The following is a 19,428-nucleotide window of genomic DNA, read 5'->3' as shown; positions in this document are numbered from 1 at the left end:
GGAATCGTCCCGCATGAAACGTACACCGCACCTGCTCGCCATTCAGTCCCACGTGGTCTTTGGACACGCCGGCAACAGCGCCGCGGTGTTTCCCATGCAGCGGGTCGGGGTCAACGTCTGGCCGCTCAACACCGTACAGTTCTCCAACCATACTCAGTATGGACAGTGGGCCGGGGAAGTGCTTGCCCCAGCGCAAATTCCCGCGTTGGTGGAAGGCATTTCCAATATCGGTGAGCTGGGCCATTGCGATGCGGTGTTATCGGGCTACCTGGGCAGTGCCGAGCAGGGGCGGGCGATCCTGGCCGGCGTCGAGCGGATCAAGGCGGTCAATCCCAAGGCCCTGTACCTGTGCGACCCGGTCATGGGGCATGCCGAGAAGGGCTGCATCGTGCCGGCGGATGTCAGCGAGTTCCTGCTCGAGGAGGCGGTCGCCAAGGCCGATATCCTGTGCCCGAACCAGCTCGAGCTGGACAGCTTCTGTGGCCGTCGCGCGCAGTCGCTGGAAGATTGCGTGGGCATGGCGCGCGGGTTGCTGGAGCGCGGGCCGCAGGTGGTACTGGTCAAGCACCTGAATTATCCACAGCGGGCGGACGATGCCTTCGAGATGCTGCTGGTGACCCGCGATGCCAGCTGGCACCTGCGCCGGCCTTTGCTGGCCTTCCCACGCCAGCCGGTGGGGGTGGGCGACCTGACCTCCGGGCTGTTCCTCGCCCGCGTGCTACTGGGCGACGACTGGCTACAGGCTTTCGAGTTCACCGCCGCCGCCGTGCATGAAGTGCTGCTGGAAACCCAGGCCTGCACCCGCTATGAACTGCAACTGGTGCGAGCCCAGGACCGCATCGCCCACCCGCGGGTGCGCTTCGAGGCGCAGCGTTTGCTCTGTTAGATCGAATCAGTCTTGAGGTTCTGGTAGCGCTGTTCCAGCTCCTGGCGGATCTGACGGCGTTGCTGACCCTGCAGGAAGCGGCGCTTCTCCTCGCTGCTCTGCGGCTGGCGCGGTGGTACCTTCACCGGGCGACGGTCGTCGTCCACCGCGACCATGGTGAAGAAGCAGCTGTTGGAGTGGCGCACCGAGCGCTCGCGGATGTTCTCGGTGACCACCTTGATGCCCACCTCCATCGAGGTGTTGCCGGTGTAGTTGACCGAGGCCAGGAAGGTCACCAGCTCGCCGACATGCACCGGTTCGCGGAAGATCACCTGGTCCACCGACAGGGTCACCACATAGGTGCCGGCATAGCGGCTGGCGCAGGCATAGGCGACTTCGTCGAGGTACTTGAGCAGGGTGCCGCCGTGTACGTTGCCAGAGAAGTTGGCCATGTCCGGTGTCATCAGGACGGTCATGGTCAGCTGGGCGTTTCCAGGTTCCATAGAGAGCTCACGGTGAATTTGCACGGATTCGGGGCGGGTATCTGCAGACACTTCTGTTTCCCCTCGTTGAGGTTTCCCATCCTGGTACGGGACGTCGGCTGACGCTCCATCGTCACGCCAATTTTGCCATCGGCGGTGTCGAATCGGCCGATCTGTTTCTGCATATTGCATCGGCATTTTGTGGCAAGGCGCGATGTTAACCTGACGACGCCCATGCAACGTGGGCTTTTGCCTCTATCACAACAGTATGTGCCTGCTCCGCGCCGAAGGATCGTCCGGCAGAGGAGCGGTTCGCCCCGTGCACCGAAAACAAGGAGTATCACGCCATGCATGCCATCAGCTTCATCCAGGACCTGGCGGTGATCATGCTGGTTGCCGGGGTGGTCACCATCCTCTTCCATCGCCTCAAGCAGCCGGTGGTGCTGGGCTACATCGTCGCCGGCTTCATCATCGGCCCGCACACGCCGCCGTTCGGTCTGATCCACGACGAAGACACCATCAAGACGCTGGCCGAACTTGGGGTGATCTTCTTGATGTTCTGCCTAGGCCTGGAGTTCAGCCTGCGCAAGCTGTTCAAGGTTGGCGCCACGGCTTTCATCGCGGCGTTCCTGGAAATCGTCCTGATGATCTGGATCGGGTTCGAGATCGGTCGCTGGTTCGGCTGGAACACCATGGATTCGCTGTTCCTCGGGGCAATCCTGGCGATCTCCTCGACCACCATCATCGTCAAGGCGCTCAACGACCTGAAGATGAAAAACGAGCGTTTCGCCCAGCTGATCTTCGGCGTGCTGATCGTCGAGGATATCCTCGGCATCGGCATCATCGCGCTGCTGTCGGGGATCGCCGTCAGCGGCTCGGTGAGTTCCGGCGAAGTGTTCTCCACCGTGGGCAAGCTGTCGCTGTTCATGATCGTCGCACTGGTCATCGGCATCCTGCTGGTGCCGCGGCTGCTGGCCTACGTGGCGAAATTCGAAAGCAACGAGATGCTGCTGATCACCGTGCTGGGCCTGTGTTTTGGCTTCTGCCTGCTGGTGGTCAAGCTCGAATACAGCATGGTGCTCGGTGCCTTCCTGATCGGCGCGATCATGGCCGAGTCGCGCCAGTTGCTGAAGATCGAACGGCTGATCGAGCCAGTTCGCGACCTGTTCAGCGCCATCTTCTTCGTCGCCATCGGCCTGATGATCGACCCGTCGATCCTGGTCGAGTACGCCTGGCCGATCGTGGTCATCACCCTGGCGGTGGTACTGGGCAAGATGCTCTCCTGCGGCATGGGCGCGTTTATCGCCGGCAACGACGGGCGCACCTCGTTGCGCGTGGGGATGGGGCTTTCGCAGATCGGCGAGTTCTCCTTCATCATCGCCGCCCTGGGGGTGACCTTGCAGGTCACCAGCGACTTTCTCTATCCGGTCGCAGTGGCGGTGTCGGCCATCACCACCTTGCTGACGCCGTACCTGATCCGTGCCGCCGATCCGTTGTCTATCAGGCTGGGCAAGGTGGTGCCGAGCCGCGTGGCACGGGTGCTGTCGCTGTACGGCGAATGGTTGCGCAGCATCCAGCCGCAGGGCGAGGGGGCCATGCTGGCGGCGATGATCCGACGCATTCTGCTGCAGGTCGGGGTAAACCTGGCGTTGGTGATCGCGATCTTCTTCAGTGGCGGTTATTTCGCCGGGCGCATCGGTAACTGGTTGAGCGAGTGGGTGGCGGATGCCGGCCAGCAGAAGGCGCTGATCTGGGGAGCGGCATTGCTGCTGTCGCTGCCGTTCCTGATCGCGGCGTATCGCAAGCTCAAGGCGCTGTCGATGTTGCTGGCGGAGATGGGCGTCAAACCCGAGATGGCAGGGCGGCATACCCAGCGGGTACGGCGGGTGATCGCCGAGGTGATTCCGCTGCTGTCACTGCTGGTGATCTTCCTGCTGCTGTCGGCCTTGTCGGCAAGCATCCTGCCGACCAGCGAACTGCTGCTGGTCATCGTCGTGGTGGCGGCAGTGGTGGTGGCGCTGCTGTGGCGCTGGCTGATCCGGGTGCATACGCGGATGCAGGTGGCGTTGCTGGAGACGTTGGAGAACAGCCGCGATCATTCGCACTGAGCAGGCGGCTAACGCTTTCTGCGCAAGATTTCACCGTCGTCCGAGGGGATGGAGCGGTAGCAGTGTCGCCAGGCGCAGAGAGCCTGGCGATTCTACGAGTGATGGGTAGCGATAAGCCATCACTTTATGCGGGTATTTCTCATTCAGCTTTCCAGCCAGACATCCCGTGCCCAGTGCCAGACCGATTCCCAGCTTTCCTCGGTGACGATTTCTTCTTCACCCGACCACAGCACAACGGTGCCGTCCTCTTCGACGCAGTAGTAGTCGTCACCGTCCTGGCAGATGGGAATGAGGTCGCGAGGCACGCCGGCGTCCCAGGCGTTGGCCGCCACTTCCGGCAGGTAGGTGTGGGATTGCGGATCGGTCACGGTCACCGGCTCGAGGCTGCCATACACCACGTCGCTGACGGTCAGCAGGTATTCCTTGAACACGAACGGGATGTTGATGAACAGCTCTTCCTCGATCTCGACCAGTTGATCCTCGTCCGGCAGTTCCAGCGGCACCGGTACCGGCTCGTTGGCTTCACGGAGTTGTTCGATCACTTCTTCCACGGTTCACATCCTCTGACCTTATGACAACGCTGCGCGTTATACCCTAGTAGGCCGCTCTGGCAAAAGCAAAAACCCCGGGACAGGCCCGGGGTTTTTTCTGCAACGTGCGACGGTTAACCGTTTTGGCGGATACCGGCCAGCAGCCAAGGCTGATTTTCGCCATGGGCGCGAACCATGTGCCAGCTTTCGCTGAAGGCTTCGCCCTGGTCGAAGCGCGAGGTCTTCGACACGCCACGGAAGGTCAGGGTGGCGTCGGTCTGGTCGGCGCGCTCGTCGACGCCGTCCAGTTGCACATCGAGGTCGTCGATGTAGGTGGACTGGAAGCCTTCACCCTGCTCGGCACGCTCGCGCTTGAGGAACTCGAGCATCTGCGGGGTGACGAACTCGGCGATCTTGTCCATCTCGTTGGCGTCCCAGTGCTGCTGCAGCGACTGGAAGTGCGAACGGGCGGCGGACAGGAAGCTGGCTTCGTTGAACCAGGCCGGGGCGTTGATCACAGGCGAGGCGACCGGCGCGGCGGAGCCGCCGAAGATCGACTGCGGGGCGGCCTGCGGCTGGGCTTCGCGCTGGTACGGGGCGTGGCCGGCGGCAGCGTGTTGCGGCTGCTGCTGGCGACGGCGCGCGGCGATGAAGCGGAAGACCAGGAAGGCGATCAGGCCCATGATCAGGAAATCGAGGATCTGCATGCCATCGAAGCCGTCGCCCATGAACATGGAGGCCAGCAGGCCACCGGCGGCGAGGCCGGCGAGTGGGCCCAGCCAGCGCGAGGCACCGCTGGCGGCGGCTGGTGCGCGACCAGGAGCGGTCGGGGCGGCGGCAGGCGTGGTCGGGGTGGCCTGGCGGGTCTGGTGGATAGGCGCGGAGCCCGAGCTCTTGCCACCACCGAAGCGCTTGGCGTTGGCGTCGAGGCTCAGCGTCAGGCCGACGCAGAGCGCCAGAGCGATGCTAAGAAAACGTTGCATAAGATGGGGATTCCCGTTTGTGTGGATTGCACGCGCGTCATGGTGCACATGAACTGACAGACATAGCCAGCGACAAGATGTTTCGAGCTTTTGCCTGACTGACCGGATCTATGCGTTCACCTGTAGGTGATCGCCCAGCCCTTTGAGCTGGGAAACCGCCCCCTGTGGGAGCGGCCTTGCGTCGCGAAAGGGCTGCGCAGCAGCCCCAGCAATTTCAATGGTGGCTCGGAATCTGGGGCCGCTGCGCGTCCCTTTCGCGACGCAAGGCTGCTCCTACAGGGGCGTGTCGTTCGATTCGGTCAGATAGCTTCCAGCTTGGCGTAGCCCAGCATCAGCCACTTGCTGCCCTCGGAGAAGTTCACCTGCACCCGTGCCTGGGCGCCGGAGCCCTCGAAGTTGAGGATCACGCCTTCGCCGAACACCGCATGCTGCACCCGCTGGCCGAGGCTGAAGGCGGTCTGCGGGATACTGGCGTTGGCGAACAGGCTGCTGGCCGGCGTCTTCGCGCCGCCGAACGGGCGGCTGACCGTGTTCGACAGGCGCACCTCCTGCACCAGCCCGGCCGGGATCTCCCGGACGAAGCGCGACACCTTGTTATAGGTCTCGCTGCCATACAGGCGGCGGGTCTCGGCGTAGGTCATGACCAGCTGGCGCATGGCCCGGGTGATGCCCACGTAGGCCAGGCGGCGCTCCTCTTCTAGGCGGCCGGGCTCTTCCAGGCTCATCTTGTGAGGGAACAGGCCTTCCTCCATGCCCACCAGGAACACGTACGGGAACTCCAGGCCCTTGGCGCTGTGCAGGGTCATCAGCTGGATGCTGTCCTCGTGCTCGTCGGCCTGGGTGTCGCCGGCCTCCAGCGAGGCGTGGCCGAGGAACGCCGACAATGGCGAGAGGTCGGCGTCTTCGTCGCTGGTTTCGAAGTTGCGCGCCGCGCTGACCAGTTCCTCAAGGTTTTCCACCCGGGCCTGGCCTTTCTCGCCCTTCTCTTCCTGGTGGTAGACGATCAGCCCGGACTGCTCGATGACCGTTTGGGTCATCAGGTGCAGCGGCATGTCCAGCACCTTGGCGGCGAGGTTCTCCAGCAGCTCGATGAACGCGCCCAGGGCGCTGGCGGCGCGGCCCTTGAGGGCCTTGGCGGCGAGCAGCTGGCACATGGCTTCCCACATCGACAGCTGGCTGTGGCGGGCGTGGTCGCGGATGGCCTCGACGGTCTTTTCGCCTATGCCCCGTGGCGGCACGTTGATCACCCGCTCCAGCGCCGCGTCGTTGCCGCGACCTTCGAGCAGGCGCAGGTAGGCCATGGCATTCTTGATCTCGGCGCGCTCGAAGAAGCGCTGGCCGCCATAGATGCGGTAGGGGATGCGTTCGCGCAGCAGGGCCTCTTCCAGCACCCGCGACTGGGCGTTGGAGCGATAGAGGATGGCGATCTCGCTGCGCGCGTTGCCCTGCTTGACCAGGCTTTCGATGGTCTCGACCACGTAGCGCGCCTCGTCGTGCTCGTTGTACGCGGCATAGAGCGTGAGCGGTTCGCCCTCGCCCATGTCGGTCCACAGCTCCTTGCCCAGGCGCCCGCTGTTGTTGGCGATCAGGGCGTTGGCAGCCTTGAGGATACCGCCGGTGGAGCGGTAGTTCTGCTCCAGGCGGATCAGCTCGGCGTCCGGGAAGTCGGCGGTGTACTGGTGGATGTTCTCGATCTTGGCGCCGCGCCAGCCGTAGATCGACTGGTCGTCGTCGCCCACCGCCATCAGGCTGTCGCCACCGGAGGCCAGCAGGCGCAACCACGCGTACTGCACGGCGTTGGTGTCCTGGAACTCGTCCACCAGCAGGTGGCGGAAGCGGCGCTGGTAGTGCTTGAGCAGGTCCGGGTGGTCGCGCCACAGGTCGAGGGCACGCAGCAGCAGCTCGGAGAAGTCGATGACCCCGGCGCGATCGCAGGCCTGCTCGTACGCGACATAGATGTCACGCATGGTGGCCAGGAACAGGTCGCCGCTGGCCTGGATGTGCCGTGGGCGCAGGCCTTCGTCTTTCTGGCCGTTGATGAACCACTGGACCTGGCGCGCCGGCCATTTCTGCTCGTCCAGGCCCATCTCGCGGATCACCCGCTTGATCAGGCGCTGCTGGTCGTCGCTGTCGAGGATCTGGAAGTTCTGCGCCAGCCCCGCTTCCTGCCAGTGCGCCCGCAACAGGCGGTGGGCCAGGCCGTGGAAGGTGCCGACCCACATGCCAGCCGGGTTGATGCCCAGCAGTTGCTCGATCCGTTGGCGCATTTCCGCCGCGGCCTTGTTGGTGAACGTCACCGACAGGATCGAGTGCGGCGAGGCCTGTTCGACCTGGATCAGCCAGGCGATGCGGTGCACCAGCACGCGGGTCTTGCCCGAGCCGGCGCCGGCCAGCACCAGTTGGCGCCCCACCGAGGCCGCCACGGCCTGGCGTTGAGCGTCGTTGAGGGAGTTCAGCAGGAGGGAGAGGTCGTCATTATGCATCCGGGCATTCTATGGCCGTGCGAAGGCAGGGGCAAACGCCCCGGACGCAAATCGCCGGATGGGCGCGCGACCGTTCATCGGTGGACTTGTCCGGTACCCGTGGTTGAGCGGTCAGACCTGGACGCAGCAGACATTTTCGAAATCATGACGCAGAGCAGTTTGGTCCGACGCGGTGCTTGTGTATGCTCCCTGCACATTTGCGGTCAGCCATAACAAGAAGACAAAAGAACCCAGCCAATATGACCCAGGATTGCGCGGCGATCGGAGCATCGCCGGAGACGACAAGGAGCGTTCGCAGGCAATTCGCCACCCAGCTGTCGATCGAGCGTACTCGCCTGCTGTACCAGGGCTCGTTGCTGCCCACCTTGTTCATGTTGCTCAACGGCCTGCTCTGCGCTTGGCTGCTGTGGAGCCCTGCGCGCTATTTGCTGGTCGGGGTTTGGATGGCTTGGCTGGTGGCGCTGGTGGCGCTTCGGGTGATCCAGGTGGCGGCCTTCGACGCGGCGACGCCGGCGCGCCAGGCCAAGCCGACCTGGCGGCGCATGTTCCTGCTCGGCTCGGCGTTCAGTGGCCTGACCTTGGCCTGCGCGGTGATCGCCCTGGCGCCGGCGGACAACTTCGTGCAGCAGGCCTGGGTCTTCGGCCTGCTCGGCGCGGCGGCGTTGTCGGCCAGTGTCGCCTACGCGGTCAGCCTGCCGGCGTTTCTCAGCTTCGCCCTGCCGTGCCTGCTGCCGCCGATCGCGTTTCTATTCGTCTATGATGCCGGACACCAGCGCGGCTGGGGCTGGCTGGGGCTGATCCTGCTGGTGGCGCTGATGGTGGTGGCCTGGCAGGTCAATCGCCTGATCGAGCGCGGCCTGCTGCGCCGCTTCCAGAACCAGGCGCTGATCGAGCACCTGCAGAACGCCCAGCGTCATGGTGAGGGCCTCAACCGTCAGCTCAATGCAGAGATCGCCCAACGGCGACGGGCCGAGGACGACCTGCGCAAGGCCCATGCCGGCCTCGAGCAGCGCGTGGCCCAACGCAGTCATGAGCTGGACCTGGCCAACCAGGCCCTGAGCAAGAGCGAGCAGCGCCTGGCCCTGGCCTTGCAGGCCAGCGAACTTGGGCTGTGGGACTGGAATCTGGAAACCGACGAGGTCCATCACACCCAGTTGCATGCGCTGTTCGGCCTGGATCCGGAGCAGGTACGCTCGGTGCGCGCCGACCTCAAGCCGCGGCTGCATCCCGACGACCTGCCCGTGCTGCGACGCACGCTGGTCGAGCACCTCAAGGGGCGCACCGAGGACTACCGGGTCGAGTACCGGGTACGCCACGCCCAGGGGCACTGGTGCTGGATCGAGGACTGCGGGCGGGCGGTGGAGTCCGATGGCCAGGGCAAGGTCCTGCGCATGCTCGGCACCCGCCGCGACATCACCGCGCGCAAGGAACAGGAAGAGCAGCAGCGCCTGGCCGCGACGGTGTTCGAGGCGGCCAGCGAAGGGATCGCCATTCTCGACGCGGACTTCCAGTTGCTGGCGGTGAACCAGGCCTTCTGCGATGTCACCGGCTACGGCCGGGCCGAGCTGATCGCCCGCAACGCCCTGGAGCTGCCCTGCAGCCGCGATGCCCGCCGCCACAGCCAGGCCATCGACCAGGCGTTGGAGCAGCAGGGCCACTGGCAGGGCGAGCTGGTCGAGGCGCGTAAGAACGGCGAGCTCTACCCGCAGTGGTTGCAACTGAACAGCGTGAATGACCCTCGGGGACGAATCGTCAATATCGTCGGCTTCTTCACCGACCTGTCCGCACGCCGCGAATCCGAGGAGCGCCTGCGCTACCTGGCGCATTACGACGACCTCACCGGTTTGGCCAACCGCGCACTTTTCCGCTTGCGTTTGCACGAGGCGGCGCAGCGCATGCGCCTGAACGGCCGCAGCCTGGCGCTGCTGCATGTGGACCTGGACCGCTTCAAGCTGCTCAACGAAAGCCTGGGCCATGAACTGGCGGACCAGTTGCTCAAGAAGATGGCCCAGCGCCTGGCCAACGCGGTGCCGGAGGCCGACACCGTGGCGCGCCTGTCCGGCGACGAGTTCGCCGTGCTGTTTGACGGCTACACAAATCTGTCGAGCCTGGTGCGCGTCACCACCCGGCTGCTCGACAAGCTGCGCGTGCCCCAGCGCGTCGGCGGACACGAGGTGGTGATCAGTGCGTCGGTGGGCATCAGCCTGTTGTCCGACGCCACCCAGGACCTCAATGCCCTGGTCAGCCAGGCCGACATGGCCAAGCAGCACGCCAAGCACCTGGGCGGCGACAGCTTTCAGTTCTACACCGAGAGCCTGCGCGCCAGCACTCTGGAACGCCTGCAACTGGAGAACCAGCTGCGCAAGGCCATCGACGATCGCCAGTTACTGGTCTACTACCAACCCAAGCTGTGCCTGCGCACCGGCCAGTTGCACGCGGCCGAGGCGCTGGTGCGCTGGCAGCACCCCGAGTGGGGCATGGTGCCGCCCAGCGAGTTCATCGGGCTGGCCGAAGAGACCGGGCTGATCGCGCCCATGGGTGAGTTAGTGCTGCGCCAGGCTTGCTGGCAGGCGTGCGAATGGTTGCGCCAGGGCCTGGAGGTGCGCGTTTCGGTCAACCTGTCGGTGTATCAGCTGCGCCAAGGCAAGCTGGTCAGCCTGGTGCGCCAGGTCCTGCAGGAGTCCGGCCTGGCGCCGCACCTGCTGGAGTTGGAACTGACTGAAAGCCAGCTGCTGGACAGCGTCGAGCACATCATCACCACCTTCGAGCAGCTCCACGCGTTGGGAGTGAAGCTGGCCATCGACGACTTCGGCACCGGCTATTCGTCGCTGAGCTACCTCAAGCGCTTCCCGGTCGACTACGTGAAGATCGACCAGGCCTTCATCCGCGGCCTGCTCGAAGGCTCACAGGACGCGGCCATTACCCGGGCGATTATCGCCATGGCCAAGAGCCTGCAACTGAAAGTGGTGGCCGAAGGGGTGGAAACCCGCGAGCAGCTGCAGTTCCTGCGCGAGCATGGTTGTGATGAGGTGCAGGGCTACCTGATCAGCCGGCCGGTGGACGCGACCTCGTTCCGCGCGTTGCTTGATCGCTCGACGGCCGACCTGTTGCGCTAAAAATGCCAGGCCTGGCCTTGGCGTGTCAGCAGGCTGTTGGCTTGTTCCGGGCCATTGCTGCCGGCGGGGTAGGGGCGTGGCGCCTGGAAGTGTTCCTCCCAGCCCTGCAGGATCGGGTCGATCCAGGCCCATGCGGCCTCGACCTCGTCGCGGCGCATGAACAGCGTCGAGTCGCCTTCCAGCACATCCAGCAGCAGCCGCTCGTAGGCGTCCCAGCGGCGGGTCTGGGCAAAGGCCTGGGCGAGGTTCAGGTCCAGTTCGACCGGCGCCAGGCGCATGCCCTTGCCCGGGCTCTTGGTCATCATGCGCAGGCTGATGTGCTCCTCCGGCTGTAGCTGGATCAGCAACTGGTTGACCTGTCCGCCGCTGAACAACTCGTGGGGCACCGGCTTGAACTGGATGACGATCTGCGACGAGCGCCGTGTCATGCGCTTGCCGGTGCGCAGGTAGAACGGCACGCCGGCCCAGCGCCAGTTGTCGATGTGCGCCTGTACCGCGATGAAGGTCTCGGTGTCGCTGTCGTTGTCCACGTCCTTTTCGAAGTAGTAGGCCGGCACTTCCTGGCCGCCGATCTTGCCGGCGCCGTACTGGCCGCGCACGGTCTTGTCCTGCACGTCCTGGCCGGTGATGGGCTTGAGCGCGCGAAGGATCTTCACCTTTTCGTCGCGTACCGCCTCGGCCTCGAACTGCGCCGGCGGCTCCATCGCCACCAGGCAGAGCAATTGCAGCAGGTGGTTCTGCAGCATGTCGCGGGTGGCGCCGGCGCGGTCGTAGTAGGCGCCACGGTTCTCCACGCCAAGGGTCTCGCAGACGCTGATCTGCACATGGTCGACCTGGCCGTTGCGCCACACCGGCTCCAGCAGGGCATTGGCGAAGCGCAGGGCCATGAGGTTCTGCACGGTTTCCTTGCCCAGGTAGTGGTCGATGCGAAATACTTGCGGTTCGCTGAACACCGCGCCGATGGCCTCGTTGATCGCGGTGGCCGACTCCAGCGAATGGCCGATGGGCTTCTCCAGCACGATGCGCGCCTCGCTGTCGGCCAGGCCGGCGATGCGCAGGTGGTTGGCGATGGGCACGAACAGCTTGGGCGCGGTGGCCAGGTAGTAGATGCGGGTCAAACCGCCGGGTTCGCCCAGGTAGCGGGCCAGGCGGCCGAAGTCGGCGCTCTGCGCGGCGTCCATGGGGAAGTAGTCCAGGCGTGCGCAGAAGCGCTGCCAGACGTCCTCGTCGAAGTCCTGGCGGGCGATCTGCGCCCGGCAATGGCGCTCGGCGAGCTTGAGGTAGTCGTTGCGCGACAGGTGGCGCCGGGCCAGGGCTATGATCCGCACGGCATTGTGCAGGCGGGCCTCGCGATACAGGTGGTAAAGCGCGGGAAGCAGTTTGTGCAGGGCCAGGTCGCCCGTGCCGCCGAAAACCAGGATGTCGCAAGGAATCGTCAAACCACCACTCTCCACGTTCGTTTAGCTGGGCGGGTTGGCAAGCATGTAGTATAACTACAAGAAAGCTACATCCCGGCACGCCGATCATAACCGAGTCCAGCCCGTGAATCTGTTGCAACATATCGACCAATCGCGGCACCTGCTGCGCAAATCGGAACTCAAAGTGGCCGACCATGTGCTGCTCGATCCGGCTGCCGTCATGCACAGTTCGATGGCCGACCTGGCGCACAGCGTGGGGATCAGCGAGCCGACCATCGTGCGTTTCTGCCGGGCGATTGGCTGTTCGGGTTTCCAGGATCTCAAGCTCAAGCTGGCGCAGAGCCTGGCCGCTGGCGCCAGTTTCGGCCAGTTCGCGATTCACGAAGACGACTCGGTCGCTGACTACAGCCTGAAGATCTTCGACACCACCCTGCACACGCTGATGGAGGTGCGCGAGCACCTCGACCCGCAGGCGCTGCAGCAGGCGGTGACCGCCATGGCCCAGGCCCAGCGCGTGGAGTTCTACGGCTTTGGTGCTTCTGGCGCGGTGGCGGCCGATGCCCAGCACAAGTTCTTCCGCCTGCTGCTCAGCGCTGCGGCCTATTCCGACCCGCACATGCAGGCGATGTCGGCGGTCACCCTGAAGCCGGGCGACGTGGCGGTGTGCATTTCGCAGTCGGGGCGCTCCAAGGACCTGCTGATCACCGCAAACCTGGTGCGTGAAAGTGGCGCCAACCTGATCACCCTGTGCCCGAGCCAGACGCCGCTGGCCGAATTGTCGACGGTCAACCTGGCCATCGACGTGCATGAAGACACCGAGATCTACACCCCGCTGACCTCGCGCATCGCTCACCTTGTGGTGATCGACGTGCTGGCCATGGGCGTGGCCATGGCCCGCGGGCCGAGCCTGGTCAACCACCTCAAGAGCGTGAAGCGCAGCTTGCGCAGCCTGCGTTTGTCGCCCAAGTCGATCAAGGCCACCGACGACTGAGCGATACGCAGATTTCATCATTTCGTCACTATTTCACCGCAAAACGGTAAACCCCTGAGGCCAGTCTGAAACTCCCGCATCCTATTTGGGAGACAGGCAATGGCACATGATCACGCAGGTGTGTACCAACCCAACGCCAAGGCTCGCAAGCAGCAGGAAAAGGACCAGCGCCGCATGGAGTTCCGCCGCGCGATCGAAAGCTACTGCGACCAGCGCCAGCTGCTGCGCGAGCTGGCCGACTACCCCGACTTGCAAGCCATCACGGTGTGGCAGGTCTCGGCGGCAACTTACCCGAGAAACGCTCCACAAGCCCGCTGATCTGCGCACGTTCACCGCGGATGAACGCCTGGAACGCCAGGGCGACCGGCGACTGGCGCTTGTTTTTGGATTGCACCAGGCACCAACTGCGGTACAGCGGCAGCTCTTCCACCGGCAGTTCCCTGAGCACGCCGGTGGCCAGCTCCAGATTGACCGCGTGGCGGGTCAGCAGGGCGATGCCCAGGCCGGCCACCACGCATTCGCGCTGGGCGTCCGTGGAGGCCACCTCGACGGTCTGGGTGAAGTGCACGCGCTTGTCCTTGAAGAACTCCTCGCAGGCCTTGCGCGTGCCCGACCCTTGCTCGCGGACCAGCAGGGCATGAGGCTCGAGATCCTGCAGGCGCAGCTGTTCGAGCTTGCAAAGCGGATGGTCCGGCGGCGCCACGGCAATGATCGGGTTGTTGAGGAAGGGCAGGAACTCCAGGCCCATGTCCTGGGGCACCATGGACATGATGGTCAGGTCGTCGCGGTTGTCCGACAGGCGCCGGATCGCCTGGGCCCGGTTGACCACCGTGAGGGTGAGGTTGACCTCCGGTTGGCGCTGCTTGAAGGCGGCGAACAGGTGTGGCACGAAGTACTTGGCGCTGGATTCGATCGCCAGTTTCAGCTGCCCCTGCAATGAGCCCTGCAGGTCCGACAGCTGCATGTCGAGGTTTTCCAGGCGCCCGAAGATATCCCGGCTGGCGCGTTGCAGCGCCTCGGCTGCCTCGGTCAGGTAGAGCTTCTTGCCGACGTACTCGAACAGCGGCTGGCCGACCAGCTCCTCGAGTTGGCGGATCTGTAGACTAACGGCGGGTTGCGTCAGCGCCATCTCCTCGGCCGCCCGGCTGTAGGAGCGCAGATCACACACCTCGTTGAACACCTGCAGTTGACGCAAAGTCATACGCATCAAGGACTTACGCATTTTTCCGGGGCTCCGGCAAAACCTTGTTACCTCACTATAAGCTTTTGCTAATACTATCCCTAACAAATATTGATTTTTGTTTATTGACCTTCGGCGCTAGGGTGAATATGCGACTGGCCAGCGACGTCTGGTCACGCGCCGACCGGTAAAACCGGCTCGTCTGTTCCTACGGCTTTGGGAAGACTCCAGTGATAACAAAAATCCTGATCGCCAACCGGGGTGAGATCGCAGTTCGGATCGTGCGTGCCTGCGCCGAGATGGGCATTCGCTCCGTCGCGATCTACGCCGACGCCGACCGTCACGCCCTGCACGTCAAGCGCGCCGACGAGGCCTACAGCATCGGTGCCGAGCCCCTGGCCGGCTACCTGAACCCGCGCAAGCTGGTGAACCTTGCTGTCGAGACCGGCTGCGATGCCCTGCATCCAGGCTACGGTTTTCTGTCGGAAAACGCCGAGCTTGCGGAGATCTGCGCCGAACGCGGGATCAAGTTCATCGGCCCGGCCGCCGATGTCATTCGCCGCATGGGCGACAAGACCGAGGCACGCCGCACCATGATCGCGGCCGGTGTCCCGGTCACCCCCGGCACCGAAGGCAACGTCGCCGATATCCATGAAGCCCTGCGCGAAGGCGACCGCATCGGTTACCCGGTGATGCTCAAGGCCACCTCCGGTGGCGGCGGGCGTGGCATCCGCCGCTGCAACAGCCGTGAAGAGCTGGAGCAGAACTTCCCCCGTGTCATCTCCGAGGCCACCAAGGCCTTCGGCTCGGCGGAAGTGTTCCTGGAAAAATGCATCGTCAACCCCAAGCACATCGAGGCGCAGATCCTCGGTGACAGCTTCGGCAACGTGGTGCACCTGTTTGAACGCGACTGCTCGATCCAGCGCCGCAACCAGAAGCTGATCGAGATTGCCCCGAGCCCGCAACTGACCCCCGAGCAGCGCGCCTACATCGGCGACCTGGCGGTGCGCGCGGCCAAGGCGGTGGACTACGAGAACGCCGGTACCGTGGAGTTCCTGCTCGCCGATGGCGAGGTGTACTTCATGGAGATGAACACTCGGGTGCAGGTGGAACACACCATCACCGAGGAAATCACCGGCATCGACATCGTCCGCGAGCAGATTCGCATCGCCTCCGGCCTGCCGCTGTCGATCAAGCAGGAAGACATCCAGCACCGTGGCTTCGCGTTGCAGTTCCGCATCAACGCCGAAGATCCGAAGAACAACTTCCTGCCCAGCTTCGGCAAGATCACCCGCTACTACGCCCCCGGCGGCCCCGGCGTGCGCACCGACACGGCGATCTACACCGGCTATACCATTCCGCCGTTCTACGACTCCATGTGCCTTAAGCTCGTGGTATGGGCGCTGACCTGGGAAGAAGCCATGGACCGCGGCCTGCGGGCCCTGGACGACATGCGCGTGCAGGGGGTGAAGACCACCGCCGCGTACTACCAGGAAATCCTGCGCAATCCGGAATTCCGCAGCGGCCAGTTCAACACCAGCTTCGTCGAAAGCCACCCTGAACTGACCAACTACTCGATCAAGCGCAAACCCGAAGAGCTGGCCCTGGCCATCGCCGCCGCCATCGCCGCGCACGCAGGCCTGTGAGGAACCGAACAATGTCCAAGAAAATCTTTGTCACCGACACAATCCTGCGCGACGCCCACCAGTCCCTGCTGGCCACCCGCATGCGCACCGAAGACATGCTGCCGATCTGCGACAAGCTCGACAAAGTCGGCTACTGGTCGTTGGAAGTCTGGGGCGGCGCCACCTTCGACGCCTGCGTGCGCTTCCTCAAGGAAGACCCGTGGGAGCGCCTGCGCAAGCTGCGCGCCGCATTGCCCAACACCCGCCTGCAGATGCTCCTGCGTGGGCAGAACCTGCTGGGCTACCGCCATTACAGCGACGACGTGGTCAAGGCCTTCGTCGCCAAGGCGGCGGTCAACGGCATCGATGTGTTCCGCATCTTCGACGCCATGAACGACGTGCGTAACCTGCGCGTGGCCATCGAGGCGGTGAAGGCCGCCGGCAAGCACGCCCAGGGCACCATCGCCTACACCACCAGCCCCGTGCACACCATCGACGCCTTCGTGCAGCAGGCCAAGCAGATGGAAGCCATGGGCTGCGACTCGGTGGCGATCAAGGACATGGCCGGCTTGTTGACCCCGTTCGCCACCGGCGAGCTGGTCAAGGCACTGAAGGCCGAACAGTCGCTGCCGGTGTTCATCCACTCCCACGACACCGCTGGCCTGGCCGCGATGTGCCAGCTCAAGGCGGTGGAAAACGGCGCCGACCATATCGACACCGCCATCTCCAGCTTCGCCTGGGGCACCAGCCACCCAGGTACCGAATCGATGGTCGCCGCCCTCAAGGGCAGCGAGTTCGACACCGGCCTGGACCTGGAGCTGTTGCAGGAGATCGGCCTGTACTTCTACGCCGTGCGCAAGAAGTACCACCAGTTCGAGAGTGAATTCACCGCCGTGGACACCCGCGTGCAGGTCAACCAGGTGCCGGGCGGGATGATTTCCAACCTGGCCAACCAGCTCAAGGAGCAGGGCGCGCTCAACCGCATGAACGAAGTGCTGGCGGAGATCCCGCGGGTGCGCGAAGACCTCGGCTTCCCGCCGCTGGTGACGCCGACCTCGCAGATCGTCGGTACCCAGGCGTTCTTCAACGTGCTGGCCGGCGAGCGCTACAAGACCATCACCAACGAGGTGAAGCTGTACCTGCAGGGCGGTTACGGCAAGGCGCCGGGCGTGGTCAACGAGCAGCTGCGTCGCCAGGCGATCGGCAGCGAGGAAGTGATCGACGTGCGCCCGGCCGACCTGCTCAAGCCGGAGATGGCCAAGCTGCGTGCCGATATCGGCAGCCTGGCGCATTCCGAGGAAGACGTGCTGACCTTTGCCATGTTCCCCGACATTGGCCGCAAGTTCCTCGAGGAGCGCGAAGCCGGCTCCCTCAAGCCCGAAGCCCTGCTGCCGATTCCGGAAGCCGGCGCGGTGGGCTCGGTGGGCGGTGAGGGCGTGCCGACCGAGTTCGTCATCGACGTGCACGGCGAGACCTACCGCGTCGACATCACCGGCGTGGGCGTCAAGGCCGAAGGCAAGCGCCACTTCTACCTGTCCATCGACGGGATGCCGGAAGAAGTGGTGTTCGAGCCGCTCAACGAGTTCGTCGGCGGTGGCGGCAGCAAGCGCAAGCAGGCCAGCGAGCCGGGCCATGTCAGCACCAGCATGCCGGGCAACATCGTCGATGTGCTGGTCAAGGAAGGTGACGTGGTCAAGGCCGGTCAAGCGGTGCTGATCACCGAAGCCATGAAGATGGAGACCGAAGTGCAGGCGGCGATCGCCGGCAAGGTCGTGGCCATCCATGTGGCCAAGGGCGACCGGGTCACCCCGGGCGAGATCCTGATCGAGATCGAAGGCTGAGATAAGCCTTCATCTACAAGCGGTTAACCTCTGGGGAGCGAATGCTCCCCTTTTTTTCGCCTGCCGCTCAGCGTTGGTAACCCTTGCCGAAATGCCGCTCCAGCCGGGCCTGCACCAGCTCCAGCAGGATCGACAGCACCCAGTAGATCACCGCCGCGGTGGTCAGCATCTCCAGGTAGCGATAGCTGGAGCGGCCGTAGGACTGGGCCAGGAACATCACTTCCCAGACACCCATCACCGAAATCAGCGACGAGTCCTTGAGCATTGAGATGAACTGGTTGGCGCTCGGCGGGATGATGGTGCGCATGGCCTGGGGCAGGGTGATGTGCCAGAAGATCGCTGCCGGACGCATGCCCAGGGCCAGGGCAGCCTGGCGCTGGCCGACGGCGACGCCGATGATGCCGGCGCGGAAGATCTCGCTCAGGTAGGCGCCGTAGTTCAGTGACAGGGCGATGATCCCGGCGGCGATGGCGCCCGGCACCAGGCCCAGCTGTGGCAGGCCCAGGTAGATCAGCAGAATCTGGATCAACAGCGGTGTGCCGCGAAAGAACGAGGTATAGAAACTCGCCAGGCCAAACAGCACCGCACTGCTGGACAGCCTTGCCAAGGCGGCGGCAAAACCCAGCAGCACCGAGGTGAACATCGAACAGATGCACAGGAACAGGGTCAGCGCCGCGCCTTGCAAAAAGCCGTTGGGGCCAAGCCGGAAGCCTGCAAGGTTGGGGAATTTCTCTACGATGATCGAAAATTTCAGATCAAAGTTTAAGAAAAAGCCCACGAACAGCAGCAACAATACCAGCCACGTCAGGTACAGCCGGCTGCGAAAGCCGAGCAGGCGCGAGCCCGTCGATGTGGCGACGGGTTTGGGAGCAGGTTGATGTGCATTCATTTACTGATGTCGGCGCCGATCCACTTCTGCGAAAGCTTCGCCAGCGTACCCTCGGCTTTCAGCTCGGCGAACACCTGGCGCACCTTGGCATCCCATTCTGGGTCGCCTTTCTCGATGGCCACCGAGTTGGGCTCTTCATACAACGGCGCCCCGGCCAGCTTGAAACGCTTGTCCTGGTCCAGGCGGGGTTGCGCGGTCACCAGGTTGGTCAGGATTGCATCCAGGCGCACGCCGGCGCCCAGGCCGAGGTCCTGGAAGGCAACGTTGTCGGTGTCGTATGGGGCGGCCTGGACGAAGTCGAAGGGGTAGTCGATCTTGCGGTCTTCGGCGCCTTCGATCACCAGGTTCTTGTTCAGGTAGCTCTCGTAGCTGGAGGCACTGGTCAGGCCGACCTTGCGCCCGTTCAGGTCCTTGGCCGAGTGGATGCGCTCGTCCTTGGCGTTGACCACGATAACCGCCGGCGAGGCGTAGTACTGCACCGGGAAGTCGAACACTTCGGCGCGCGCCTTGCTCGGCGTCATCGAGCAGATGCAGATGTCGTAGCGGCCGCTCCAGCGGCCAGCAGCGATCACGTCCCAGGAGGGCGTTTCCAGGCGCAGTTTCACCCCCAGCTTTTCGGCGACTGCCTTGGCCACGTCCACATCGAAGCCGTCGAGCTGATTTTGCTCGTTGAGGAAAGAGAACGGCGGGTAGCTCTCCATCAACACATTGACCAGTTCCTTGCGGGTTTCCACACGTTCCAGCGTGGCGCCTGCGAAGGCTTGAGTGGCAGCGCTCAGGGCAAGGAGACCGGCGCCCAGCAAGGTTGGTAAACGCATGGAGATACCTGAAAAAGTGCTTGAATAAAGGATGTTTGATATTTAATAGTTATAAACATGTACTAACTAGTGAATTTTGTTCATATCAATATAAGTGAA

15 protein-coding genes are annotated in these 19,428 nt (G+C 64.0%); 7 read left to right on the top strand and 8 right to left on the bottom strand.

Features of this window, described 5'->3' with window-relative positions; all coding sequences use genetic code 11:
- Positions 1-13 precede the first annotated feature (13 nt).
- Positions 14-886, top strand: coding sequence for a pyridoxal kinase PdxY (gene pdxY / locus AC25MA_RS09560; RefSeq protein ID WP_197865979.1), 873 nt, complete (start codon positions 14-16; stop codon positions 884-886).
- On the opposite strand, the gene AC25MA_RS09555 is transcribed toward pdxY, so the two are convergent.
- On the bottom strand, positions 883-1,368 hold the full coding sequence (locus AC25MA_RS09555) for an acyl-CoA thioesterase (RefSeq protein WP_023629682.1): 486 nt from the start codon (positions 1,366-1,368) through the stop codon (positions 883-885). The genes pdxY and AC25MA_RS09555 overlap by 4 nt on opposite strands.
- A gap of 326 nt (positions 1,369-1,694) precedes the next feature.
- Between AC25MA_RS09555 and AC25MA_RS09550 the strand changes: the two genes are divergently transcribed.
- On the top strand, positions 1,695-3,455 hold the full coding sequence (locus tag AC25MA_RS09550) for a cation:proton antiporter (RefSeq protein ID WP_028690000.1): 1,761 nt from the start codon (positions 1,695-1,697) through the stop codon (positions 3,453-3,455).
- Between the two features lie 143 nt (positions 3,456-3,598).
- Here the strand turns inward: AC25MA_RS09550 and AC25MA_RS09545 are convergent, their stop codons facing one another.
- The 3 genes from AC25MA_RS09545 to uvrD all read right to left on the bottom strand — a co-directional run bounded on the left by AC25MA_RS09545 (position 3,599) and on the right by uvrD (position 7,451).
- Positions 3,599-4,006, bottom strand: a complete 408-nt coding sequence (locus tag AC25MA_RS09545) for an SMI1/KNR4 family protein (protein WP_028689999.1) — start codon at positions 4,004-4,006, stop codon at positions 3,599-3,601.
- 113 nt (positions 4,007-4,119) lie between these two features.
- Positions 4,120-4,968: a Tim44 domain-containing protein gene (locus tag AC25MA_RS09540; protein ID WP_062360080.1), complete on the bottom strand. Its 849-nt coding sequence runs from the start codon at positions 4,966-4,968 to the stop codon at positions 4,120-4,122.
- A gap of 299 nt (positions 4,969-5,267) precedes the next feature.
- Positions 5,268-7,451, bottom strand: coding sequence for a DNA helicase II (gene uvrD, locus AC25MA_RS09535; RefSeq protein ID WP_028689997.1), 2,184 nt, complete (start codon positions 7,449-7,451; stop codon positions 5,268-5,270).
- Positions 7,452-7,690: 239 nt separating this feature from the next.
- Here uvrD and AC25MA_RS09530 point away from each other — a divergent pair, with 239 nt between their 5' ends.
- Positions 7,691-10,567, top strand: a complete 2,877-nt coding sequence (locus AC25MA_RS09530; RefSeq protein WP_288519406.1) for a putative bifunctional diguanylate cyclase/phosphodiesterase — start codon at positions 7,691-7,693, stop codon at positions 10,565-10,567.
- Here AC25MA_RS09530 and zwf read toward each other — a convergent pair.
- Entirely contained in the window at positions 10,564-12,006 is a 1,443-nt protein-coding gene (zwf, locus tag AC25MA_RS09525) for a glucose-6-phosphate dehydrogenase (protein WP_028689995.1), read from the bottom strand. The two genes, AC25MA_RS09530 and zwf, sit on opposite strands and share 4 nt — an antisense overlap.
- Before the next feature lie 103 nt (positions 12,007-12,109).
- Here zwf and hexR point away from each other — a divergent pair, with 103 nt between their 5' ends.
- The gene (gene hexR, locus AC25MA_RS09520; protein WP_023630201.1) at positions 12,110-12,976 is read left to right on the top strand and encodes a transcriptional regulator HexR; all 867 of its coding nucleotides are present in this window, start codon (positions 12,110-12,112) and stop codon (positions 12,974-12,976) included.
- Positions 12,977-13,075: 99 nt separating this feature from the next.
- Positions 13,076-13,294, top strand: a complete 219-nt coding sequence (locus tag AC25MA_RS09515) for a PA3496 family putative envelope integrity protein (protein WP_069015985.1) — start codon at positions 13,076-13,078, stop codon at positions 13,292-13,294.
- On the opposite strand, the gene AC25MA_RS09510 is transcribed toward AC25MA_RS09515, so the two are convergent.
- Positions 13,236-14,183 (bottom strand): LysR family transcriptional regulator, encoded by a 948-nt coding sequence (locus AC25MA_RS09510; RefSeq protein WP_486972008.1) that lies wholly within the window; start codon positions 14,181-14,183, stop codon positions 13,236-13,238. The genes AC25MA_RS09515 and AC25MA_RS09510 overlap by 59 nt on opposite strands.
- Positions 14,184-14,386: 203 nt before the next feature.
- Between AC25MA_RS09510 and AC25MA_RS09505 the strand changes: the two genes are divergently transcribed.
- Together AC25MA_RS09505 and oadA are read left to right on the top strand one after the other, a co-directional pair.
- Positions 14,387-15,802, top strand: a complete 1,416-nt coding sequence (locus tag AC25MA_RS09505; RefSeq protein ID WP_050707570.1) for an acetyl-CoA carboxylase biotin carboxylase subunit — start codon at positions 14,387-14,389, stop codon at positions 15,800-15,802.
- An 11-nt stretch (positions 15,803-15,813) separates the two neighbouring features.
- Positions 15,814-17,622: a sodium-extruding oxaloacetate decarboxylase subunit alpha gene (gene oadA / locus AC25MA_RS09500; RefSeq protein WP_028689991.1), complete on the top strand. Its 1,809-nt coding sequence runs from the start codon at positions 15,814-15,816 to the stop codon at positions 17,620-17,622.
- Between the two features lie 67 nt (positions 17,623-17,689).
- Here oadA and AC25MA_RS09495 read toward each other — a convergent pair whose 3' ends face one another.
- Entirely contained in the window at positions 17,690-18,511 is an 822-nt protein-coding gene (locus AC25MA_RS09495; protein ID WP_186595103.1) for an amino acid ABC transporter permease, read from the bottom strand.
- Entirely contained in the window at positions 18,508-19,329 is an 822-nt protein-coding gene (locus AC25MA_RS09490) for an ABC transporter substrate-binding protein (RefSeq protein WP_062360084.1), read from the bottom strand. Before AC25MA_RS09490 ends, AC25MA_RS09495 begins: the two co-directional genes overlap by 4 nt.
- Positions 19,330-19,428: the final 99 nt, after the last annotated feature.

The sequence above is a fragment of the Pseudomonas sp. P65(2024) genome, assembly GCF_057480955.1.
The sequence above is the reverse complement of the archived record's forward strand: the minus strand, read 5'-3'. Positions and strand labels throughout refer to the sequence as shown.